Origin of the sequence: Acinetobacter sp. RG5 (genome assembly GCF_031844265.1) — a bacterium.
Taxonomy (GTDB): Bacteria; Pseudomonadota; Gammaproteobacteria; order Pseudomonadales; family Moraxellaceae; genus Acinetobacter.
This window is the reverse complement of the sequence record NZ_JAUZUV010000003.1, coordinates 79455-96726: the sequence shown is the minus strand read 5'-3', so window position 1 is coordinate 96726 and position 17272 is coordinate 79455. Positions and strand designations below refer to the sequence as shown.

The following is a 17272-nucleotide window of genomic DNA, read 5'->3' as shown; positions in this document are numbered from 1 at the left end:
ATGATCAGTTTAGAATTTTTATTAGCCTCTGCGATTGGCCTGCTGACAGCCACAGGCATTTATCTGATCCTGCGTGCCCGTACCTTCCCGGTGGTATTGGGCTTGGCCATGATTGGTTATGCGGTCAACCTGTTTTTATTTGCCATGGGCCGGATTCAGATGAATTCGCCTGCAGTATTAACCGAAGCCGCGAATGTGACTGACCCTCTACCTCAGGCACTGGTGCTGACGGCCATCGTGATTGGCTTTGCCACCACTGCCTTTATTGTCCAACTGGCACTGCGTAGCCGCTACGAATCAGGAACAGACCACGTTGACTCAAAAGAAGATATCCCCCAGATTGATCCACGTGAGGATGAGCCTTAATGACTGATCTTCTCAATTTCTGGACTCAACATACTCCTATTTTCAGCATTCTTTTGCCGGCCTTTACCGCTTTTGCCTTGGTACTTTTGGGAAATCCGGGTGCAGGCTCTCTGATCACGGACTGGCGTCAACCCTGGCGTCGTGGTATCAGCCATCTCTCGGGAATCTTGGGCCTGATCATTGCCGTTAGCTATCTGATAAACAGCAGCGAGGGCCAAATCAGCGTATACACCCTCAGCGAATGGGCAGCACCATTCGGGATCGTGCTGGTGCTGGATCAGCTCTCGGCCATGATGCTGGTGTTGACCTATGCGCTCGCCTTGCCTGTGGTCTGGTATGCCAGCAAAGAATGGGACTTACGCGGCCGTTATTTCCATGCCATGGTGCATTTCCTGCTGATGGGTCTGAATGGTGCATTCCTAACCGGTGACTTGTTTAACCTGTTCGTATTCTTTGAAATTTTGCTGATGGCGTCTTATGTACTGCTGTTGCATGGACAAGGTAAGGCACGTTTTCAGCTGGGAATTCACTATGTCACCATTAACCTGCTGGCGTCTGCGCTGTTCCTAATTGGACTCGGGATGATTTATGGCAGTGTCGGCAGCCTGAATATGGCTGATGTGGCCCGTTTGCTGCCAACCCTTGCAGAAGATCAGCACAAACTGGCTGTTGCGGGTGGCTTGATGCTGTTTGTGGTGTTTGGAATCAAAGCAGCAATGCTGCCGGTGGGTTTCTGGTTACCCAAAACCTATGCAGTAGCCACGACTCCTGTTGCCGCGCTCTTTACCATCATGACCAAAGTCGGGGTTTATGCGATTTTGCGGATCAACGGCACGGTTTTTGATGATGAATATAGCCATCAGATTCTGATGAACTGTCTGCTAGTGATTGGCCTGGTCACATCCGTCTATGGGGTGATCTGTGCGATTGGCACCGAACGTCTGCGCCGTTTTGTCGGTTTTATGGTGCTGTCTTCAGTCGGAACGATTTTGGTGGCCATTGGCCTGAATAATACTGCGGCTTGGGCGGGTGCGCTATATTACCTGGTACACAGCACCCTGATTGCGGCCGCATTTTATATTCTGTCGGGTTGGATTACCTCACAGCGTGGCGAATTTAAAGATCATTTTAAAATCGCCCCACTGATGAAACAGAACAAGCTGGTTTCGATTGTCTATTTCATCATCGCCTTGATGATGGCAGGCCTGCCACCGTTTAGTGGATTCTTCGGTAAAATCTTTATTTTGCAGGCTTCTGCTAATTCAGATTATCAGATGATTATTATCCTGACCATTTTGCTGGTAAGTTTTCTCAGTATTCTGGCTTTTACCCGGGTCGGTTTTATCCTGTTCTGGCGTTCGAGCAGACCTGAAGATGATCTTGATTCTGAAGAGTTTCATAAATATGAAGCCCTACCGAGTAAAGCACCGGCACGCAATGACCGGGTGATTTATATATTGCTTGTGAGCTTAACCGCCTACGTGGTGTTTGCCGGACCGATTTATCAATATAATTATCAGACTGCGGAACAGATTAAAAACAATTCGGTCTATGAAGCCGCGCTGTTAAAACCGGATGCAGAAGGTCAGTTTATTAGCGTGCAGCCATTCGATCCGAAGTATTTGCCAGAAACCAAATATGGTGGTGAGGTGATAGATCCTAATGCGCATCTGATTCCTTATGTAATTTCAGAAGCGACTTTGAAGGGCGAACATATTTCTGAATTCAAGCAACGCCAGATTGACCAGCAGCATATTGAACAGACCGAATATGATGATAATCAACTTAAACCGGCGGAGGGACCTTAATGGCTGAATCATTATTTCAACGCTGGTTCCCGCATCCGCTGGTTTCTGTGATTGTAGGACTGAGCTGGGTTTTACTGGCACACAGCCTGGACGCTGGAACCCTGCTGATGGCCTTGCTACTCGCGGTGATCATTCCACGTATGGTCGAACCCTTTATTGACTATACCCCTAATATCCAGTGGACTCCTGCCCTGCACCTGTTCTTTGTCGTAGTTTGGGATATTGTAGTAGCCAATATCAAAGTCGCAAAACTGGTGCTAGGATCGACGAAGAATCTGCATCCAAAATGGTTCCGAGTGCCTTTAGACACCGAACATGAAGAAGTCAACACCTTGCTGGCGATGATTATTACCACCACACCGGGCACGGTATCTGCAGGGATTGACCAGGATCGTGGTGATATTCTGGTGCATGCCTTAAGCACAGATGATGAAGCGGCCGAAATCGAGCTAATTAAGCAGCGCTATGAATGCCCGCTCATTGAGATTTTTAATGCACGATCAGGAGAAAAAGCATGACGATTCTACCTTATGCATTATTGATTTGTCTGGGTGCGGTCACCATCTCCATGTTACTGTGTCTGATCCGTCTGATTACCGGTCCCTCTATTGTTGACCGCCTGTTGGCACTGGACACCCTGTTTCTGAATGCCACCTGCCTGGTGGTGATTTTAGGCATTTACTGGAGCAGCACCTTTCTGTTTGAAGGCGCTCTCTTGGTCGCGATGCTAGGCTTTGTCTCTACCGCAGCCTTGGCGCGTTATTTTACCACTGGCCATGTCATCGACTAGGAGTTTTTAAATGTCTTTAATTTTAGAAATACTGGTGTCGATTTTTCTATTGATTGGTGCTTTCTTTATGCTGGTCGGCGGAATTGGGATGGTGCGTTTGCCCGATCTGTTCATGCGTCTGCATGCACCGACCAAATCCAGTACTTTGGGCCTCGGCAGTTTTTTAATTGCGGCGATGATTTTCTCTGCCATGTATGGCCGTTTCGGTTTTGCTGAAGTGCTGATTACCCTGTTTGCCTTTATTACTGCGCCGGTATCCGCCAATCTGATGGCACAGGCTGCATTGCATTTGCGGTTACGCTCTTTGAGTGGCGAAGTGCCGGAAACGCTGGAACGTCCCCTGCCTTGGCAGCGTTCACGCCGTCGTACCTTTTATGAAAAGAAAATCAATCGCAATGATGATTTAGATTAATTGAGCAAGCGATTCCAGTTCTCCCAAGTCTCAAAATAGAGAGATAAAAAAAGCCACCCGAAGGTGGCTTTTTTAGTCCTAAGACTTATTCATCATCTTTTTTTGCTTCAGCTTCAGGTAAGTCCTTCACTGCTTCAGCGATCAGACCAAACATATAGTTACCATATGCATTGGTCTTATCGTAATGGAAACGTAGACGAGGCGTAATACGGGTTTTGATACGACGACTCAGCTCGTGGCGCAGGAAACCAGATGCTTTGTTCAACACATCCAAAGTTTCTTTATTGGCTTCTTGGCTTTGCTCATCGCCAAGTTCACGTCCCATCACAGTGACATAAACTTCCGCATATCCCAGGTCTGGGCTCACCTTCACTGCAGAGATGGTCACCAGACCACCTAAGCGTGGATCTTTCAGCTCCTGACGGATCAGTTCGGACAACTCGCGTTGTACTGTATCCGCCATACGCTTCAGACGTTGACTACCCGCCATTAAAGACTCCGTTTAATCAATTGAACATCGTACACTTCGATCTTATCAAGTGCTTTGATGTCTTTATAGCCTTTCACCGCAAGACCACATTCCATACCGGCACGAACTTCTTCAACCACTTCTTTGTAGCGACGAAGAGATTCAAGCTCGCCCTGGAACACAACCACGTCATCACGTAATACGCGAATCGGTTTGTTACGATGCAATACGCCTTCAAGTACCATACAGCCCGCAGCCGCACCAAACTTACTTGAGTGGAATACTTCACGTACTTGTGCAACACCCAGAATCGTTTCACGATGTTCTGGTGCAAGCTTACCGCTCATTGCTGCTTTCACATCATCAATCAATTGATAGATGATTGAGTAGTAACGAATATCGATACTGTCTGCATCTGCTTTTTGACGCGCAGCGTTGTCCGCACGTACGTTAAAGCCGAGTAGAACTGCTTCTGAAGATTCAGCCAGTGTCACGTCAGACTCAGTGATCGCACCTACACCAGAACCGATGATACGTACTTTAACTTCATCAGTCGCAAGCTCAGCAAGTGCAACGTGTAATGCTTCCAAGGTACCGCGTACGTCAGTTTTCAACACAACATTTACGATAGGCACATCTTTCTTGCCCATAGACGCCATGATGTTTTCAAGACGCATTGCAGATTGACGCTCAAGACGTTTTTGACGTTCACGATCCATACGCGCATCGGCAACTTCACGTGCTTTCTTCTCGTCACTCACCACAAGAACTTCGTCACCCGCCATTGGTGCTTCTGGAAGACCCAGAATTTCCACCGGAATCGAAGGACCTGCAGATTTGATACGCTGACCATTTTCATCCGTCATCGCACGAACGCGACCATAAGATGAACCAGCAAGAACAAGATCACCTACTTTCAATGTACCGTTTTGAACCAGAATAGACGTTACCGCACCACGGCTGTTGTCTACACGTGCTTCAATTACGACACCTTGTGCAGCGCCTTCTTCCGATGCTTTAAGCTCTAGAAGTTCAGCTTGAATCGAAATAATATCAAGAAGTTCATCAATACCTTGACCAGTATGTGCAGAAACCATTGCCACTGGAACGTCACCACCCCATTGTTCTGGCACGATTTCTTTCACAGTCAATTCATTCAATACGCGATCTGGATCAGCAGATTCTTTATCCATCTTGTTGATTGCAACAATGATTGGTGTACCTGCAGCACGTGCATGGTCAATTGCTTCTGCAGTTTGTGGCATTACACCATCATCTGCTGCAACAACTAGAACCACGATATCTGTTGCTTTCGCACCACGTGAACGCATTGCAGTAAATGCTGCGTGTCCCGGAGTATCAAGGAATGTAATCATACCTTTATCAGTAGTTACATGGTAAGCACCGATATGCTGGGTAATACCGCCTGCTTCGCCAGCAGCCACTTTGGCACGACGAATACGGTCAAGCAGTGATGTTTTACCATGGTCAACGTGACCCATAATGGTAACAACAGGCGCACGCGTAGATTGCGCACCACGTGCTTCTTCAGCTGCTTCAAGCAAGTTATCTTCAGCTTGTGTATCAGAAACCAGTACCGGATTATGGCCCATTTCTTCAACAACAAGTGCAGCAATTTCCTGATCAATTGCCTGGTTCTGAGTAACCAATTCACCCATTTTCATGAGTGATTTAATCACTTCACGAACCTTAACTGCCATTTTCGCAGCTAAGTCAGCAACGACAATCGTTTCACCGATTTCAACATCGTAAACCTGTTTTTTCACAGGTTTTTCGAAGCCGTGCTTGTTGCCTTGACTGGTTTTTAAACCGCGCTTAGGCTGTTTGCTGAAGCTTTGCTCTTCCTGACCACGACGACCACCTTTTTTAGGTGCACGCGCGCTCGGCGTATTCGTACCACGTTTGATTTCGCGGTCTTCTTTGGCAAAAGAGTCTTCATATGCCTGACCAACAAGGCCGGCAGCCAGAGGAGAATCATCAACAACACGAATCGTTGCAGTGGTATCTTCCGCGGTGTACTTGGACGCCATTTGACGCATTTGTTCAAGCGTACGTTGCTGCGCTTCTTCAGCCGCTTTACGACGTGCCGCTTCTTCAACAGCTTTTAATTTTGCTGCTTCTGCTTCACGTGCCTTTTTCTGTTCAGCGGTTTCAGTTGGTTTAACAACTTGCTTCACAATCGGCTTGTTGGTTGATTTGCGTTTTACCACAACTGCAGCTTTAGAAACTTCTTGCTTGTCGCTGGTTTGCTTTGCAGCAGCACGCATCGCCTCTAAAGCTTTATTCGCGTTATTTACGCCAGTTTTTGGAGCTTCAGCAGAAGCAGCTTGCGCTGTATTCTGTTCAGGCGCAGCTTTGGCCTGTTGCTCAGCCTTGGCTTTCGCCAATGCTTCTGCTTTGATCTGTTCTGGATCCGGCTTAACAAATGTATGCTTCTTGCGAACTTCTACATTAATCGTTTTCGCCTTACCTGAAGTACTGGCTACTTTAGCCGTACTAGTCGTTTTACGTTTCAACGTGATTTGCCCTGCTTGGCTTTCTGAACCCTGTGACTTTTTCACATGGCTCATCAAGCTGTCTTGTTGTTCGGTGGTAATAATATCGTCAGCTTTACGCTGTGGTAAACCTGCCTCACGAACCTGCTCTAGGAGCTTCTCAACTGGACGACCCACATTGAGGGCTAACTCTTTAATCGACTTGTCCGTCATATACTACCTCCTAGTTAAACCATGATTCGCGCGCTTTCATAATGAGTTGACCTGCTTTCTCAGCACCCAAACCTTCAATATCTTCGATATCGTCAGTCGCCTGATCTGCTAAATCATCCACTGTTACCACACCACGAGCTGCTAGCGCTTGCGCGATCTCTACTGTCATGCCTTCCATTGCAACAAGTTCTTCACTTGGCGCTTGTATGTTCTCTTGCTGTTGTAATGCATCAGCAAGTGCAATTTCTTTCGCACGGCTTTGCAGTAGTTCAACCAGTTCCGCATCTAGTTCGATTTCATCAAACGTTTCTGCAGGGACATAAGCAATTTCTTCAAGCGAGGTGAAGCCCATTTCTACCAATGCCATCGCCAAATCTTCCGCGATATCCAGACGGGTAACAAACATGTCTAAATATTGTTGCGCTTCGTTTTGTTGACGGGCGTAGTATTCCTCTTCCAGCATCATGTCCAGCTTGTAGCCAGTCAATTCAGATGCCAGACGAACGTTCTGACCTTGTGAACCAATCGCACGTGCCAGCTGATCGCTGGTTGCGAAAATGATGTCTGCAGTACGTGCATCTTCATCAATGACAATACTCGATACATCTGCTGGTTCCAATGCACTTGCGATATATTGCGCAGGATCATCCGACCAAACGACTACATCAATACGCTCGCCATTGAGCTCCTGCTGTACAGCCTGAATACGGGTACCACGCATACCAATACAAGCACCCACCGGGTCAATACGGTGGTCATTGGTTTTCACTGCAATTTTAGCACGAACGCCTGGTTGGCGAGCCGCCGCTTTAATTTCAATGATTTCTTCAGAAATCTCAGGGATTTCTTTCTTCATCAATGCAATCAGCATATCTGGTTTAGCACGTGATAGTTGTAACTGCGCACCACGACCTTCACGGTTGACATTGAAGAGAATCGCATTCACGCGTTGCTTCGGGCGAAGGATTTCTTTCGGAATCATTTCTTCACGGGCAAGATACGCTTCAGCATTGTCACCTAGGTCAATGATAAAGCCGTCTTTGGTTTGTTTTTTCACTTCACCGTAGATCAGCTCGCCGACTTTAGATTCGTAAGCATCGGCTACAAGTGCACGTTCTGCTTCACGGATCTTCTGTACGATCACTTGCTTGGCAATTTGCGCTGCAATACGACCGAAGTCAATCGATTCCACTTCAAGCTCACGAATGTCGCCAATCGACCATTTTGCCGGATCGACATCAGAGATGGCATCCTGACAAGCTGGCATTTCATGGTCTTCGTCTGCAACCACTTCCCACTGACGGAAAGTACGATAGTCACCTGTTTTACGATCGATTTCCACACGTAAACGTGCTTCTTCCGAATGTGTTCCTTCGTAGAATTTTTTCTTTGTCGCAGCAACTAAAGCTTGCTCAAGCGCTTCAAAGATCGCTTCACGAGGTACACCTTTTTCGTTACTAACCGTTTCAACGACGGTCAGAATTTCACGTGCCATACGTCACCTATTCGTTAAATTTTTATTTATTAAATTAATCTTGGAAGACCAAATTTGCTTTATCGATATTGTGACTGTCGATCTCCAATACCTGTTGCTTTTCTACTTCAACCTGAATCATTTCATTTTCAAGATCGACAGCAACCAGTTTGGCCTGGAATTTACGACGGTTATCTACCGCACTGATCAAACGTAGTGCTACGGTATGACCGATATAGCCTGACATCTGCTCGAGCTGGAAGAATGGACGGTCCCAGCCTGGCGAAGATACTTCAAGTGAATATTCACCCGAGATCGGATCATGAACATCCAGCATTGCGCCCACTTGCTGCGTGACACGCACACAATCCTGAACGCCAATACCACGCCCCTGCTCTTCTTCACCATCTTCATTGATTGCTGGTGCAACGCTCTCATCGACTGGCTTGTCGATGTAGATACGTAATAACGAACATTTACCCTGTGGCAGGAATTCAATCCCCCAAAGGTTTACATTACAGGCTTCAACTGCTGGTGCAATCAAGTCCTGAAGTGCTTGAGTTTTATTTGATAGCTTCATTTACTCTCGTCATCTGGTGCGATTTTATGATCTATTTGACCACTACAAACCAATACAAACTATAGTAGTAGTGAAACATGGAGATTTGACCAAATAATGTCGACACTACACGATAGCCAATAAAAAAGGGCGTAAATCGCCCCAATTAATGCACAATTTAAGATTTTTTCAAATCCCACTGTGCAAAAAGGCCCACCTTGTTGTGAGCCTCTTTTTAGAAACTTGGTAGCGGGAGCTGGATTTGAACCAACGACCTTCGGGTTATGAGCCCGACGAGCTACCAGACTGCTCCATCCCGCATCAACGTGCAAAAATTATATACAAAAGATGAGAACTTTTCAATCAAAACCACATCATTCTGCATATTTGTCATCTGTCACTGAAAAATTGGTAGTGGGAGCCGGATGTAAACCAACAACCTTCGCCAGTTTATAGAGGGTTGAGCCCGACAGGCCATCAACTAGATCTATAAATAACACTTACCAAACCATTTAAAATGGTAGCGGGAGCTGGATTTGAACCAACGACCTTCGGGTTATGAGCCCGACGAGCTACCAGACTGCTCCATCCCGCATCAGCGTACAAATAACATTTCAGTTTAAAAGACTTAAACTGCTTTTAAAGTTTGCATCTTTAAAAGATTGGTAGCGGGAGCTGGATTTGAACCAACGACCTTCGGGTTATGAGCCCGACGAGCTACCAGACTGCTCCATCCCGCATCAACATGCAAATTAAATTTCTCAACTTAAAACCTGTTTAAGCTGCCTCTTGAAAGTTTGCGTCTTCTAAAAGGATTGATTGGTAGCGGGAGCTGGATTTGAACCAACGACCTTCGGGTTATGAGCCCGACGAGCTACCAGACTGCTCCATCCCGCATCAACAGAAGTTTTTTCAGCTGCATACACCAACTTAAATTTCTGGATTATAAGTTGGTGCGGAAGGGGGGACTTGAACCCCCACGCCCGAAAGCACTACCACCTCAAGGTAGCGTGTCTACCAATTCCACCACCACCGCAGCTGTGACGCATTCTAGTCGTATCACTGAAAAAAAGAAAGGATTAATTAAAACTATTCGGTCGTTTCTGGTGCAGTTGGTGAAGTTTCATTCGATTGCACAGGTACGGTCGGCGCAGACTGAACAGATCCCAAACTATAGGCATTCGAGGTTTGTTGCTTGGCCAAAATCGCCAAAGTCAGACTGGTCACGAAGAACAGTGCAGTAAAAATCGCAGTTAAACGGGTCATGAAATTACCCGAACCTGAAGCTCCAAATACTGTCGCTGCACCACCGCCGCCGAAAGAGGCACCAGCATCTGCACCTTTACCATGCTGAACCAAAATCAAGACAATCATCAAAACAGCTAAGATAATATGTACTACCAGCACAAAAGTTTGCATGCTGAACTCCTAATTATTGTGTATTTGCAAATGCATGAGCAATTTTATGGAACGACTCAGCATTGAGTGATGCACCACCGACCAATGCCCCATTGATATCTGGGCAGGCTGCTAACTCTACTGCATTTTCCGGCTTGACACTACCACCATATAAAATCGCCATACTCTCGCCATAGCCCGTAATCTGGCTTAAACCTTGACGGATTTGTGCATGCATGGCCTGCGCATCTTCAGGAGAAGCTGTTTTACCTGTACCAATCGCCCAGATCGGCTCATAGGCAATCACGATATTTTTCCATTGTTCGGCTTCAACCACAGCAGCGATATCACAAATCTGTTGTAGCACTACAGCTTCTGCCTGCCCTGCTTCACGTTGTTCCAGGCTTTCACCAACGCAATAAATCACGGTCAAACCGGCACTTAAGGCATTCTTGATTTTCGCATTTAAAATATCAGCATTTTCCGCAAATATTTCACGGCGCTCAGAATGACCCACTAGTACATAGTGAATTTGACTATCGGCCAACAATTCAGCACTGACTTCACCAGTGTAGGGACCTGTTCCAGAAATACGTGAAACATCTTGTGCTACGGTATAAATCGGACGAACCGCAGATGACAGCTCTGCCTGAATCTGGCTTAAGGCAATGGCAATCGGTGCCACACCTAAATGACATTGATCTTCGGCAATTGGCGCAGTTTCCAGCAAATTCTTAATACCACGCACCAAGCTCAATGCATCTGCCTGCACCGGATTCATTTTCCAGTTACCTATCACCCAAGGGGTAATCGTCGAAACCGACATAATTAACCTATTTCATTTACATATTTTGAATTGGGCACATTCTACACGGAATTGGAAAATTAAAAGAATAGTTTTCTTATCACTCATTCTCAGTTTAGACTATCCAAAATGGTTATTTTTTGTTATCACTTAAAAAAATGGGGACTTCTTCCAACCAGTTCATGCTTTTACTGGAGATGAGGAAGCTAGCAGCACTCTTGGCTATGGTATTTTTACGTAACAAACGTATAATTTTAGTATAGCAATTAAAAGAATTTGATGAGTAGGCATTTATAGCATGACAGCATTACAGGGGTCGCCAAGATTTACCGGATTTATTCGTCGTTTGGTCGAGGAAGGCGTCATCTCGGCTGAAGATATGCGCAGTGCATTAGCGCATGCCAAACAAGAAAAAATCGATATTGTGGCTGAGTTAATTAACCAGCAGCAGCTTTCTCCGACCGTCATTGCTGAAACGATTTCAGTTGAATTTGGCGAACCGCTGTTTGATATCAGCGCCTATGATCCTGCCCAAATTTTGCGGGATGCGATTGATGAAAAGCTGATTACCAAGCATCGCATCCTGCCGATTTTTAAAAATTCCAGTATTTTATATGTTGCGATCAGTAACCCCACCAATATCGAAGCAATTGATGCAGTCCGTTTTTCGACTAAACTCAATATTGAAACCATTATTGTTGAACACAATAAACTTGAAAAACTGATCGAGCAGAATTTTACCGAAGAAAGTACCTTTGAGTTTGATGAAGACTTTGATCTGGATGTTGATGTCGAATCTGCTGATCCGAATAAAGAAGAGGATGACAGTAACAAGGGTGAAGAAGCCCCTATTGTTAAATATATCAATAAGTTACTCATAGATGCGATCCGTATGGGGGCTTCAGACTTACATTTTGAACCTTATGAGAAAATCTATCGGGTACGTTACCGGGTCGATGGGGTATTACGCCAGATTGCAACACCACCACTACAGCTAGCAACTCGTTTATCTTCACGTCTTAAAGTCATGTCGCAAATGGACATTTCAGAAAAACGGGTACCGCAAGATGGCCGAATCAAATTAAAACTTTCTAAAAATAAAGCCATTGATTTCCGTGTCAACTCTCTCCCTACCCTGTTTGGTGAGAAGCTGGTACTGCGGATTCTGGATCCCTCCAGCGCGATGTTGGGAATTGATGCACTAGGTTATGAACCGGAACAAAAAGACCTTTTTATGCAAGCGCTGGACAAACCGCAAGGCATGCTCCTGATCACTGGTCCAACAGGTTCCGGTAAAACCGTTTCACTGTATACCGGTCTGAATATTCTCAATCGTGAAGATACCAATATTTCGACAGCGGAAGATCCGGTCGAGATTAACTTACAAGGGATTAATCAGGTCAACGTCAATAATAAAGTTGGCCTGACCTTCTCTGCGGCACTAAAGTCCTTCTTACGTCAAGACCCGGATATCGTAATGGTCGGTGAGATCCGGGATCTGGAAACTGCCGAGATTGCGATTAAAGCGGCGCAGACCGGTCATATGGTGATGTCGACGCTGCATACCAATAGTGCGCCTGAGACTTTGACCCGTTTACGCAATATGGGGGTGCCTTCTTTCAATATTGCCACTTCAGTCAACCTGGTCATTGCACAACGGTTGGCGCGTCGTTTGTGTTCACAATGTAAAAAACCTGCCGATATTCCGAAACAAAGCTTACTGGAGATGGGTTTTACCGAAACCGACTTGCAGCAACCTGAGTTCCAAATTTATGAACCGGTGGGCTGCAATGAATGTCGTGAAGGCTATAAGGGTCGTGTGGGTATTTATGAAGTCATGAAAGTAACACCCGAAATTTCCAGAATTATTATGGAGGACGGCAATGCACTTGAAATTGCCGATGCTTCCGCACGTGCAGGTTTTAACAATTTACGCCGGTCAGGTTTAGTCAAGGTGATGCAGGGGGTGACTTCTTTACAGGAAGTCAATCGTGTCACCAGCGAATGATCGGGCGCTGATCTAAAATAAGGATAAAGGTATGGCAGCAGTAAAGAAAGGCCAGATGATGCCGATCTTCAGCTATGAAGGAATTGATCGTAAAGGGGCAAAGATCAAGGGAGAATTGCCAGCAAAAAATATGGCTTTGGCCAAGGTCACCCTTCGAAAACAAGGTATCAGCATCAAGACCATTCGGGAAAAGAAAAAAAATATTCTCGAAGGCTTGATGAAGAAAAAAGTCTCAACACTGGATATTACGATTTTTACCCGACAATTGGCGACCATGATGAAAGCCGGGGTACCACTGGTACAAGGCTTTGAGATTGTCGCAGAAGGTCTGGAAAATCCATCCATGCGTGAAGTTGTACTGGGAATTAAAGGTGAAGTCGAGGGGGGTAACACTTTCGCTGGAGCACTGCGTAAATATCCACAGTATTTTGATAATTTATTTTGCTCTTTAGTTGAATCAGGTGAACAATCGGGTGCTCTTGAAACTATGCTCGATCGTGTAGCAATTTATAAAGAAAAAAGCGAACTGCTCAAGCAAAAAATCAAAAAAGCTATGAAATACCCTATATCAGTCATAGTGGTAGCTATTGCTGTTACTATCATCTTAATGGTTAAGGTTGTTCCTGTATTCCAAGAACTATTTCAAGGCTTTGGTGCTGATCTTCCCGCCTTTACACAACTGGTTGTCAACATGTCTAACTGGTTCCAGCAATACTGGTTCCTATTAATTATTGGTATCGGGATAGCGATTACAGCATTTTTAGAAGCCAAAAAACGCAGTAAAAAATTCCGTGATTTTCTGGATAAAGCAGCGCTCAAGGCACCGATTTTCGGGGATCTGGTGTATAAGGCGATTATTGCCCGTTATAGTCGCACTCTGGCCACGACTTTCGCAGCCGGGGTACCCTTGATTGATGCACTAGAATCTACTGCCGGCGCCACCAATAATGTAGTCTATGAAAATGCTGTGATGAAAATCCGTGAAGATGTCGCTACTGGTCAACAGCTACAGTTTGCCATGCGGGTCACCAACAAGTTTCCTTCCATGGCCATCCAAATGGTCGCAATTGGTGAAGAATCAGGTGCATTAGATGCCATGCTGGATAAAGTTGCTACCCATTATGAAAATGAAGTTGATAATGCAGTAGATGGCTTAACCTCGATGATGGAACCATTGATTATGGCTGTTCTAGGTGTTCTTGTCGGTGGTCTGGTAATTGCCATGTATCTTCCAATCTTCCAAATGGGTTCAGTCGTTGGCTAATCAGCAGGTTAAATATCTTGTTCAGTAATATTATTTCTTATTTTATTCAAAACCCAACGGCGTTGTATATCGCAGTTGGGCTTTTTAGTTTATGTATCGGCAGCTTTCTGAATGTGGTGATCTACCGCACTCCCAAGATGATGGAACAGGAATGGCGTACCGATTGCCAGATGTTTTTGCATCCGGAACAGCCGGTGATTGATGAAGCGAAATTAAGTTTAAGCAAACCCGCTTCGACTTGCCCTAAATGTCATCAGCCAATCCGCTGGTACCAGAATATTCCAGTTATCAGCTGGCTGGTCTTGCGCGGCAAGTGCGGCAACTGCCAGAATCCCATCAGTATCCGCTATCCACTGATTGAGCTTCTGACCGCGGCCTGTGCACTACTTGTCGTAGCAGTATTTGGCCCGACAATGCAAATGCTGTTTGGACTGATCCTGACTTATGTGCTGATTGCCCTAACCTTTATTGATTTTGATACCAAGTTATTACCGGACCGTTATACCCTGCCCCTGGCTGCACTAGGTCTGGGCGTAAATAGTTATGCACTCTATACCTCCCCAAGCTCTGCCATCTGGGGCTACATCATTGGCTTTTTATGTTTATGGATAGTGTATTACCTGTTTAAAATCATCACCGGTAAAGAAGGTATGGGCTATGGCGATTTTAAACTGCTTGCGGCTTTGGGCGCCTGGATGGGTCCATTATTATTGCCTTTAATTGTGCTGCTGTCTTCCCTGGTAGGTGCGATTATTGGCATCATTCTGCTAAAAGTTCGCAAGGAAAATCAGCCTTTTGCTTTTGGTCCTTATATTGCGATTGCCGGCTGGATTGCTTTTCTTTGGGGTGAACAAATTATGAAAGTGTATTTAGGTCAATAAATTGAAATTTGTACTCGGTTTAACTGGTGGGATTGGCAGTGGCAAGTCTGCTGCCAGTCACTGGTTTGAAGCACAAGGGATCACGGTAGTCGATGCCGATGTGGTAGCACGTGAAGTGGTCGAACTTGGGCAGCCTGCACTTACCCAGATTCAGCAGGCTTTTGGCGATTGGGTACTGCTTGCCGATGGCTCACTGAATCGGCGTGCCTTACGTGAATATATCTTCCAATCTCCTGAAGCACGCAAGACCCTGGAAAGTATTACTCATCCGGCAATTCGCATTTCCATTATCCAGCAACTACATGCTGCGCAAAGTCCCTATGCCATTCTGGTTTCACCACTTTTATTTGAAACCAATCAGCACGAACTCACCCAGCATACCTTACTGATTGACGCCACCATCGAACTGCAAATTGAGCGGGCCTCACAACGTGACGGCCAGAATATCGAACAAATTCGCAATATCATTGCTGCCCAAATGTCCCGCGAACAAAAGCAGACCATGGCCGATGATATTGTCCTAAATGATGGTCATCTGGATCATCTCTATGCCCATCTCAGACTATTACATCAAAAATATTTAAACATGGCAGCCAGCTGAAGCATAAAAAAAACAGTCTAATTAAGACTGTTTTTTTTGTTCTGCTAATTTTCGGCTTAGACTGTCCTGATGCTGTAACCAGCGCCATGGCTGTAAGGCCCCAACTGCCATACCCATCAGGCCACACACCATGGCCAGACTTAAAGTTTCATTTAATAAAGGTACAGCCAGAATTGCCGCAATAAAAGGTGCAAGATTGGTAATACTGCCTGCCTTAAATGCACCAAGACGCTTGATGGCTTCTACATAACTTAAAGTAGCAATAATCACCACAAATATGCCGTGAAAAATGGTCTGAAACAGTAAATGCTCGGGTTCAGGCACACTCAGGTTTTTCGGTAAAAATAGCAGATAAATCGGCACATAAACCACTGCCGACCAGATCGCGACACCACACATTGCCTGCCATGCAGTTAGCTGATATTTACGCAATAAAACGGTAAAAATCGCCCAAAGTATAGCACTAATAAAAAACAGTCCGTCTCCTGCTCCAAAGGCCACACCAGTTTCCCTATACATCAGCATACTCATGAGACATAGTACTACGATCATAATGATCAGGCTGGCCCAGGTATGTTTATCAAAAGCCTGCCCCATCAGAAAAAAAGCCATAATCGCGGTACAGATTGGAATACAGCCATTCAAGAAAATTGCAGCATGGGCGGTAGGTGCGTAGTGAAAAGCGCTATAGGCAAACAGGCAGTAAATCACCCCACCAATCATCGCTAAAATAAAAGGCTCTTTTTTCAGTAAAAAAGCGGCCTCTTTACGATAGAGCAAGATCGGCATCAGAATCAGGAAGGCCAGAGAAAAACGCAAGGCCACAATATCCCAGGCACTGATCTGCCAAAGTGCATTCAGGCGGGCCGTTAAGGTAAAACCGCCCCAGATGCACATGGTAACAACTAAAAAAACATAGCCTTGGGTACGGTCTGACAATGCCATCATCAATTAAAGGTTACGCTGACGGCAGGCTTCATACAGTGCCATACCTGTAGCCACACTGACATTCAGACTTTGCAGATTACCTGCCATCGGGATATACACGGTCTGATCACATTGGCTTTGCGTAATCGGACGTAGGCCAGTATCTTCCGCACCCATCACCACACAGACGCCGGTACCGGTGAAATCAAAATTCTGGATCGGTAGTGCTTTTTCATCCAGCATGGTACCCACAACACGAACATTAAAATCTTCTTTGATTTGACCCAAAGTACGCGCCAGATTGGTCACCTGAATGAATTTGACTTTGTCCGCACCACCTGCAGCCACTTTACGTGCTGTCGGAGTTAGGGTAGCTGAACGATCACGTGGCGCAATCACCGCTTCCACACCCATTGCAGCGGCTGTACGGATACAGGCACCGAGATTATGCGGATCGGTAATATGATCCAGGGCCAATAACAACGCTTGAGGATTTGCGCTCAACAGTGATTCAAGATCTTTTTCATTCAGGGTTGGATAAGCACGTACCGCAGCGACCACGCCTTGGTGAAACGGTTGCCCGGCCAATTTCTCCAGTTTGTCACGGCTGGCTTGCTGCACACTGATCCCAAACGGTTCAGCCAGTTCCAGCACACGCTTTAAACGCTGATCATCGCGTCCTTTGAGAGTGAATAATGTCAAGACACGTTCAGGCTCAAGCTCTAACAATGACTCCACTGAATGTACGCCATAAAAATATTCAGGTTTTGCCATGAACGAC

General features: G+C 45.7%; 17 protein-coding genes and 5 tRNA genes. 9 read left to right on the top strand and 13 right to left on the bottom strand.

Annotated elements, in window-relative coordinates:
* From Q9R21_RS04565 to Q9R21_RS04545, 5 genes are read left to right on the top strand one after another with little or no spacing between them, the layout of a single operon-like run.
* The gene (locus Q9R21_RS04565) at window positions 1-366 is read left to right on the top strand and encodes a Na+/H+ antiporter subunit C (protein ID WP_114541783.1); all 366 of its coding nucleotides are present in this window, start codon (window positions 1-3) and stop codon (window positions 364-366) included.
* Window positions 366-2174, top strand: coding sequence for a monovalent cation/H+ antiporter subunit D (locus tag Q9R21_RS04560; protein WP_311203805.1), 1809 nt, complete (start codon window positions 366-368; stop codon window positions 2172-2174). The genes Q9R21_RS04565 and Q9R21_RS04560 overlap by 1 nt, the downstream gene beginning before the upstream one ends.
* Window positions 2174-2692 carry a Na+/H+ antiporter subunit E gene (locus Q9R21_RS04555; protein ID WP_311203804.1) on the top strand — a complete coding sequence of 173 codons (519 nt, stop codon included), beginning with the start codon at window positions 2174-2176 and terminating at the stop codon, window positions 2690-2692. The genes Q9R21_RS04560 and Q9R21_RS04555 overlap by 1 nt, the downstream gene beginning before the upstream one ends.
* Entirely contained in the window at window positions 2689-2964 is a 276-nt protein-coding gene (locus tag Q9R21_RS04550) for a monovalent cation/H+ antiporter subunit F (protein ID WP_005108490.1), read from the top strand. Before Q9R21_RS04555 ends, Q9R21_RS04550 begins: the two co-directional genes overlap by 4 nt.
* A gap of 10 nt (window positions 2965-2974) precedes the next feature.
* Entirely contained in the window at window positions 2975-3376 is a 402-nt protein-coding gene (locus Q9R21_RS04545; protein WP_005108489.1) for a Na+/H+ antiporter subunit G, read from the top strand.
* Window positions 3377-3461: 85 nt separating this feature from the next.
* On the opposite strand, the gene Q9R21_RS04540 is transcribed toward Q9R21_RS04545, so the two are convergent.
* The 11 genes from Q9R21_RS04540 to tpiA form a co-directional block, all read right to left on the bottom strand.
* Window positions 3462-3866: a ribosome-binding factor A gene (locus Q9R21_RS04540; RefSeq protein ID WP_004281108.1), complete on the bottom strand. Its 405-nt coding sequence runs from the start codon at window positions 3864-3866 to the stop codon at window positions 3462-3464.
* Window positions 3866-6574, bottom strand: coding sequence for a translation initiation factor IF-2 (gene infB / locus Q9R21_RS04535; protein WP_114541781.1), 2709 nt, complete (start codon window positions 6572-6574; stop codon window positions 3866-3868). Before infB ends, Q9R21_RS04540 begins: the two co-directional genes overlap by 1 nt.
* 10 nt (window positions 6575-6584) lie before the next feature.
* Window positions 6585-8069, bottom strand: a complete 1485-nt coding sequence (gene nusA / locus Q9R21_RS04530) for a transcription termination factor NusA (RefSeq protein ID WP_004281105.1) — start codon at window positions 8067-8069, stop codon at window positions 6585-6587.
* A 34-nt stretch (window positions 8070-8103) separates the two neighbouring features.
* A complete protein-coding gene (gene rimP / locus Q9R21_RS04525) occupies window positions 8104-8628 on the bottom strand; it encodes a ribosome maturation factor RimP (protein ID WP_004281103.1) in 525 nt (174 codons plus the stop codon).
* Between the two features lie 223 nt (window positions 8629-8851).
* Window positions 8852-8928 (bottom strand) — tRNA-Met (locus Q9R21_RS04520).
* Window positions 8929-9125: 197 nt separating this feature from the next.
* A tRNA-Met gene (locus tag Q9R21_RS04515) sits at window positions 9126-9202 on the bottom strand.
* A 68-nt stretch (window positions 9203-9270) separates the two neighbouring features.
* Window positions 9271-9347: transfer RNA gene (locus Q9R21_RS04510), tRNA-Met, on the bottom strand.
* Window positions 9348-9427: 80 nt separating this feature from the next.
* A tRNA-Met gene (locus Q9R21_RS04505) sits at window positions 9428-9504 on the bottom strand.
* A gap of 54 nt (window positions 9505-9558) precedes the next feature.
* Window positions 9559-9643 (bottom strand) — tRNA-Leu (locus Q9R21_RS04500).
* A gap of 53 nt (window positions 9644-9696) precedes the next feature.
* Window positions 9697-10026, bottom strand: a complete 330-nt coding sequence (secG, locus tag Q9R21_RS04495; RefSeq protein ID WP_005248398.1) for a preprotein translocase subunit SecG — start codon at window positions 10024-10026, stop codon at window positions 9697-9699.
* A 13-nt stretch (window positions 10027-10039) separates the two neighbouring features.
* Complete coding sequence (gene tpiA / locus Q9R21_RS04490) at window positions 10040-10831, bottom strand: triose-phosphate isomerase (protein WP_311203803.1); 792 nt, start codon at window positions 10829-10831, stop codon at window positions 10040-10042.
* Window positions 10832-11108: 277 nt separating this feature from the next.
* On the opposite strand from tpiA, the gene pilB reads away from it, so the two are divergent.
* The 4 genes from pilB to coaE are packed head-to-tail and all read left to right on the top strand — an operon-like array spanning window position 11109 to window position 15564.
* A complete protein-coding gene (gene pilB, locus Q9R21_RS04485) occupies window positions 11109-12818 on the top strand; it encodes a type IV-A pilus assembly ATPase PilB (RefSeq protein WP_311203802.1) in 1710 nt (569 codons plus the stop codon).
* A 31-nt stretch (window positions 12819-12849) separates the two neighbouring features.
* Entirely contained in the window at window positions 12850-14082 is a 1233-nt protein-coding gene (locus Q9R21_RS04480; RefSeq protein ID WP_253144382.1) for a type II secretion system F family protein, read from the top strand.
* Window positions 14083-14099: 17 nt separating this feature from the next.
* Entirely contained in the window at window positions 14100-14963 is an 864-nt protein-coding gene (locus Q9R21_RS04475) for an A24 family peptidase (protein WP_311203801.1), read from the top strand.
* A gap of 1 nt (window position 14964) precedes the next feature.
* Window positions 14965-15564, top strand: coding sequence for a dephospho-CoA kinase (gene coaE / locus Q9R21_RS04470; RefSeq protein WP_311203800.1), 600 nt, complete (start codon window positions 14965-14967; stop codon window positions 15562-15564).
* 21 nt (window positions 15565-15585) lie between these two features.
* On the opposite strand, the gene Q9R21_RS04465 is transcribed toward coaE, so the two are convergent.
* Complete coding sequence (locus Q9R21_RS04465) at window positions 15586-16509, bottom strand: DMT family transporter (protein WP_005108480.1); 924 nt, start codon at window positions 16507-16509, stop codon at window positions 15586-15588.
* Between the two features lie 6 nt (window positions 16510-16515).
* Window positions 16516-17265: a 23S rRNA (guanosine(2251)-2'-O)-methyltransferase RlmB gene (rlmB, locus tag Q9R21_RS04460; protein ID WP_311203799.1), complete on the bottom strand. Its 750-nt coding sequence runs from the start codon at window positions 17263-17265 to the stop codon at window positions 16516-16518.
* Window positions 17266-17272 lie beyond the last annotated feature (7 nt).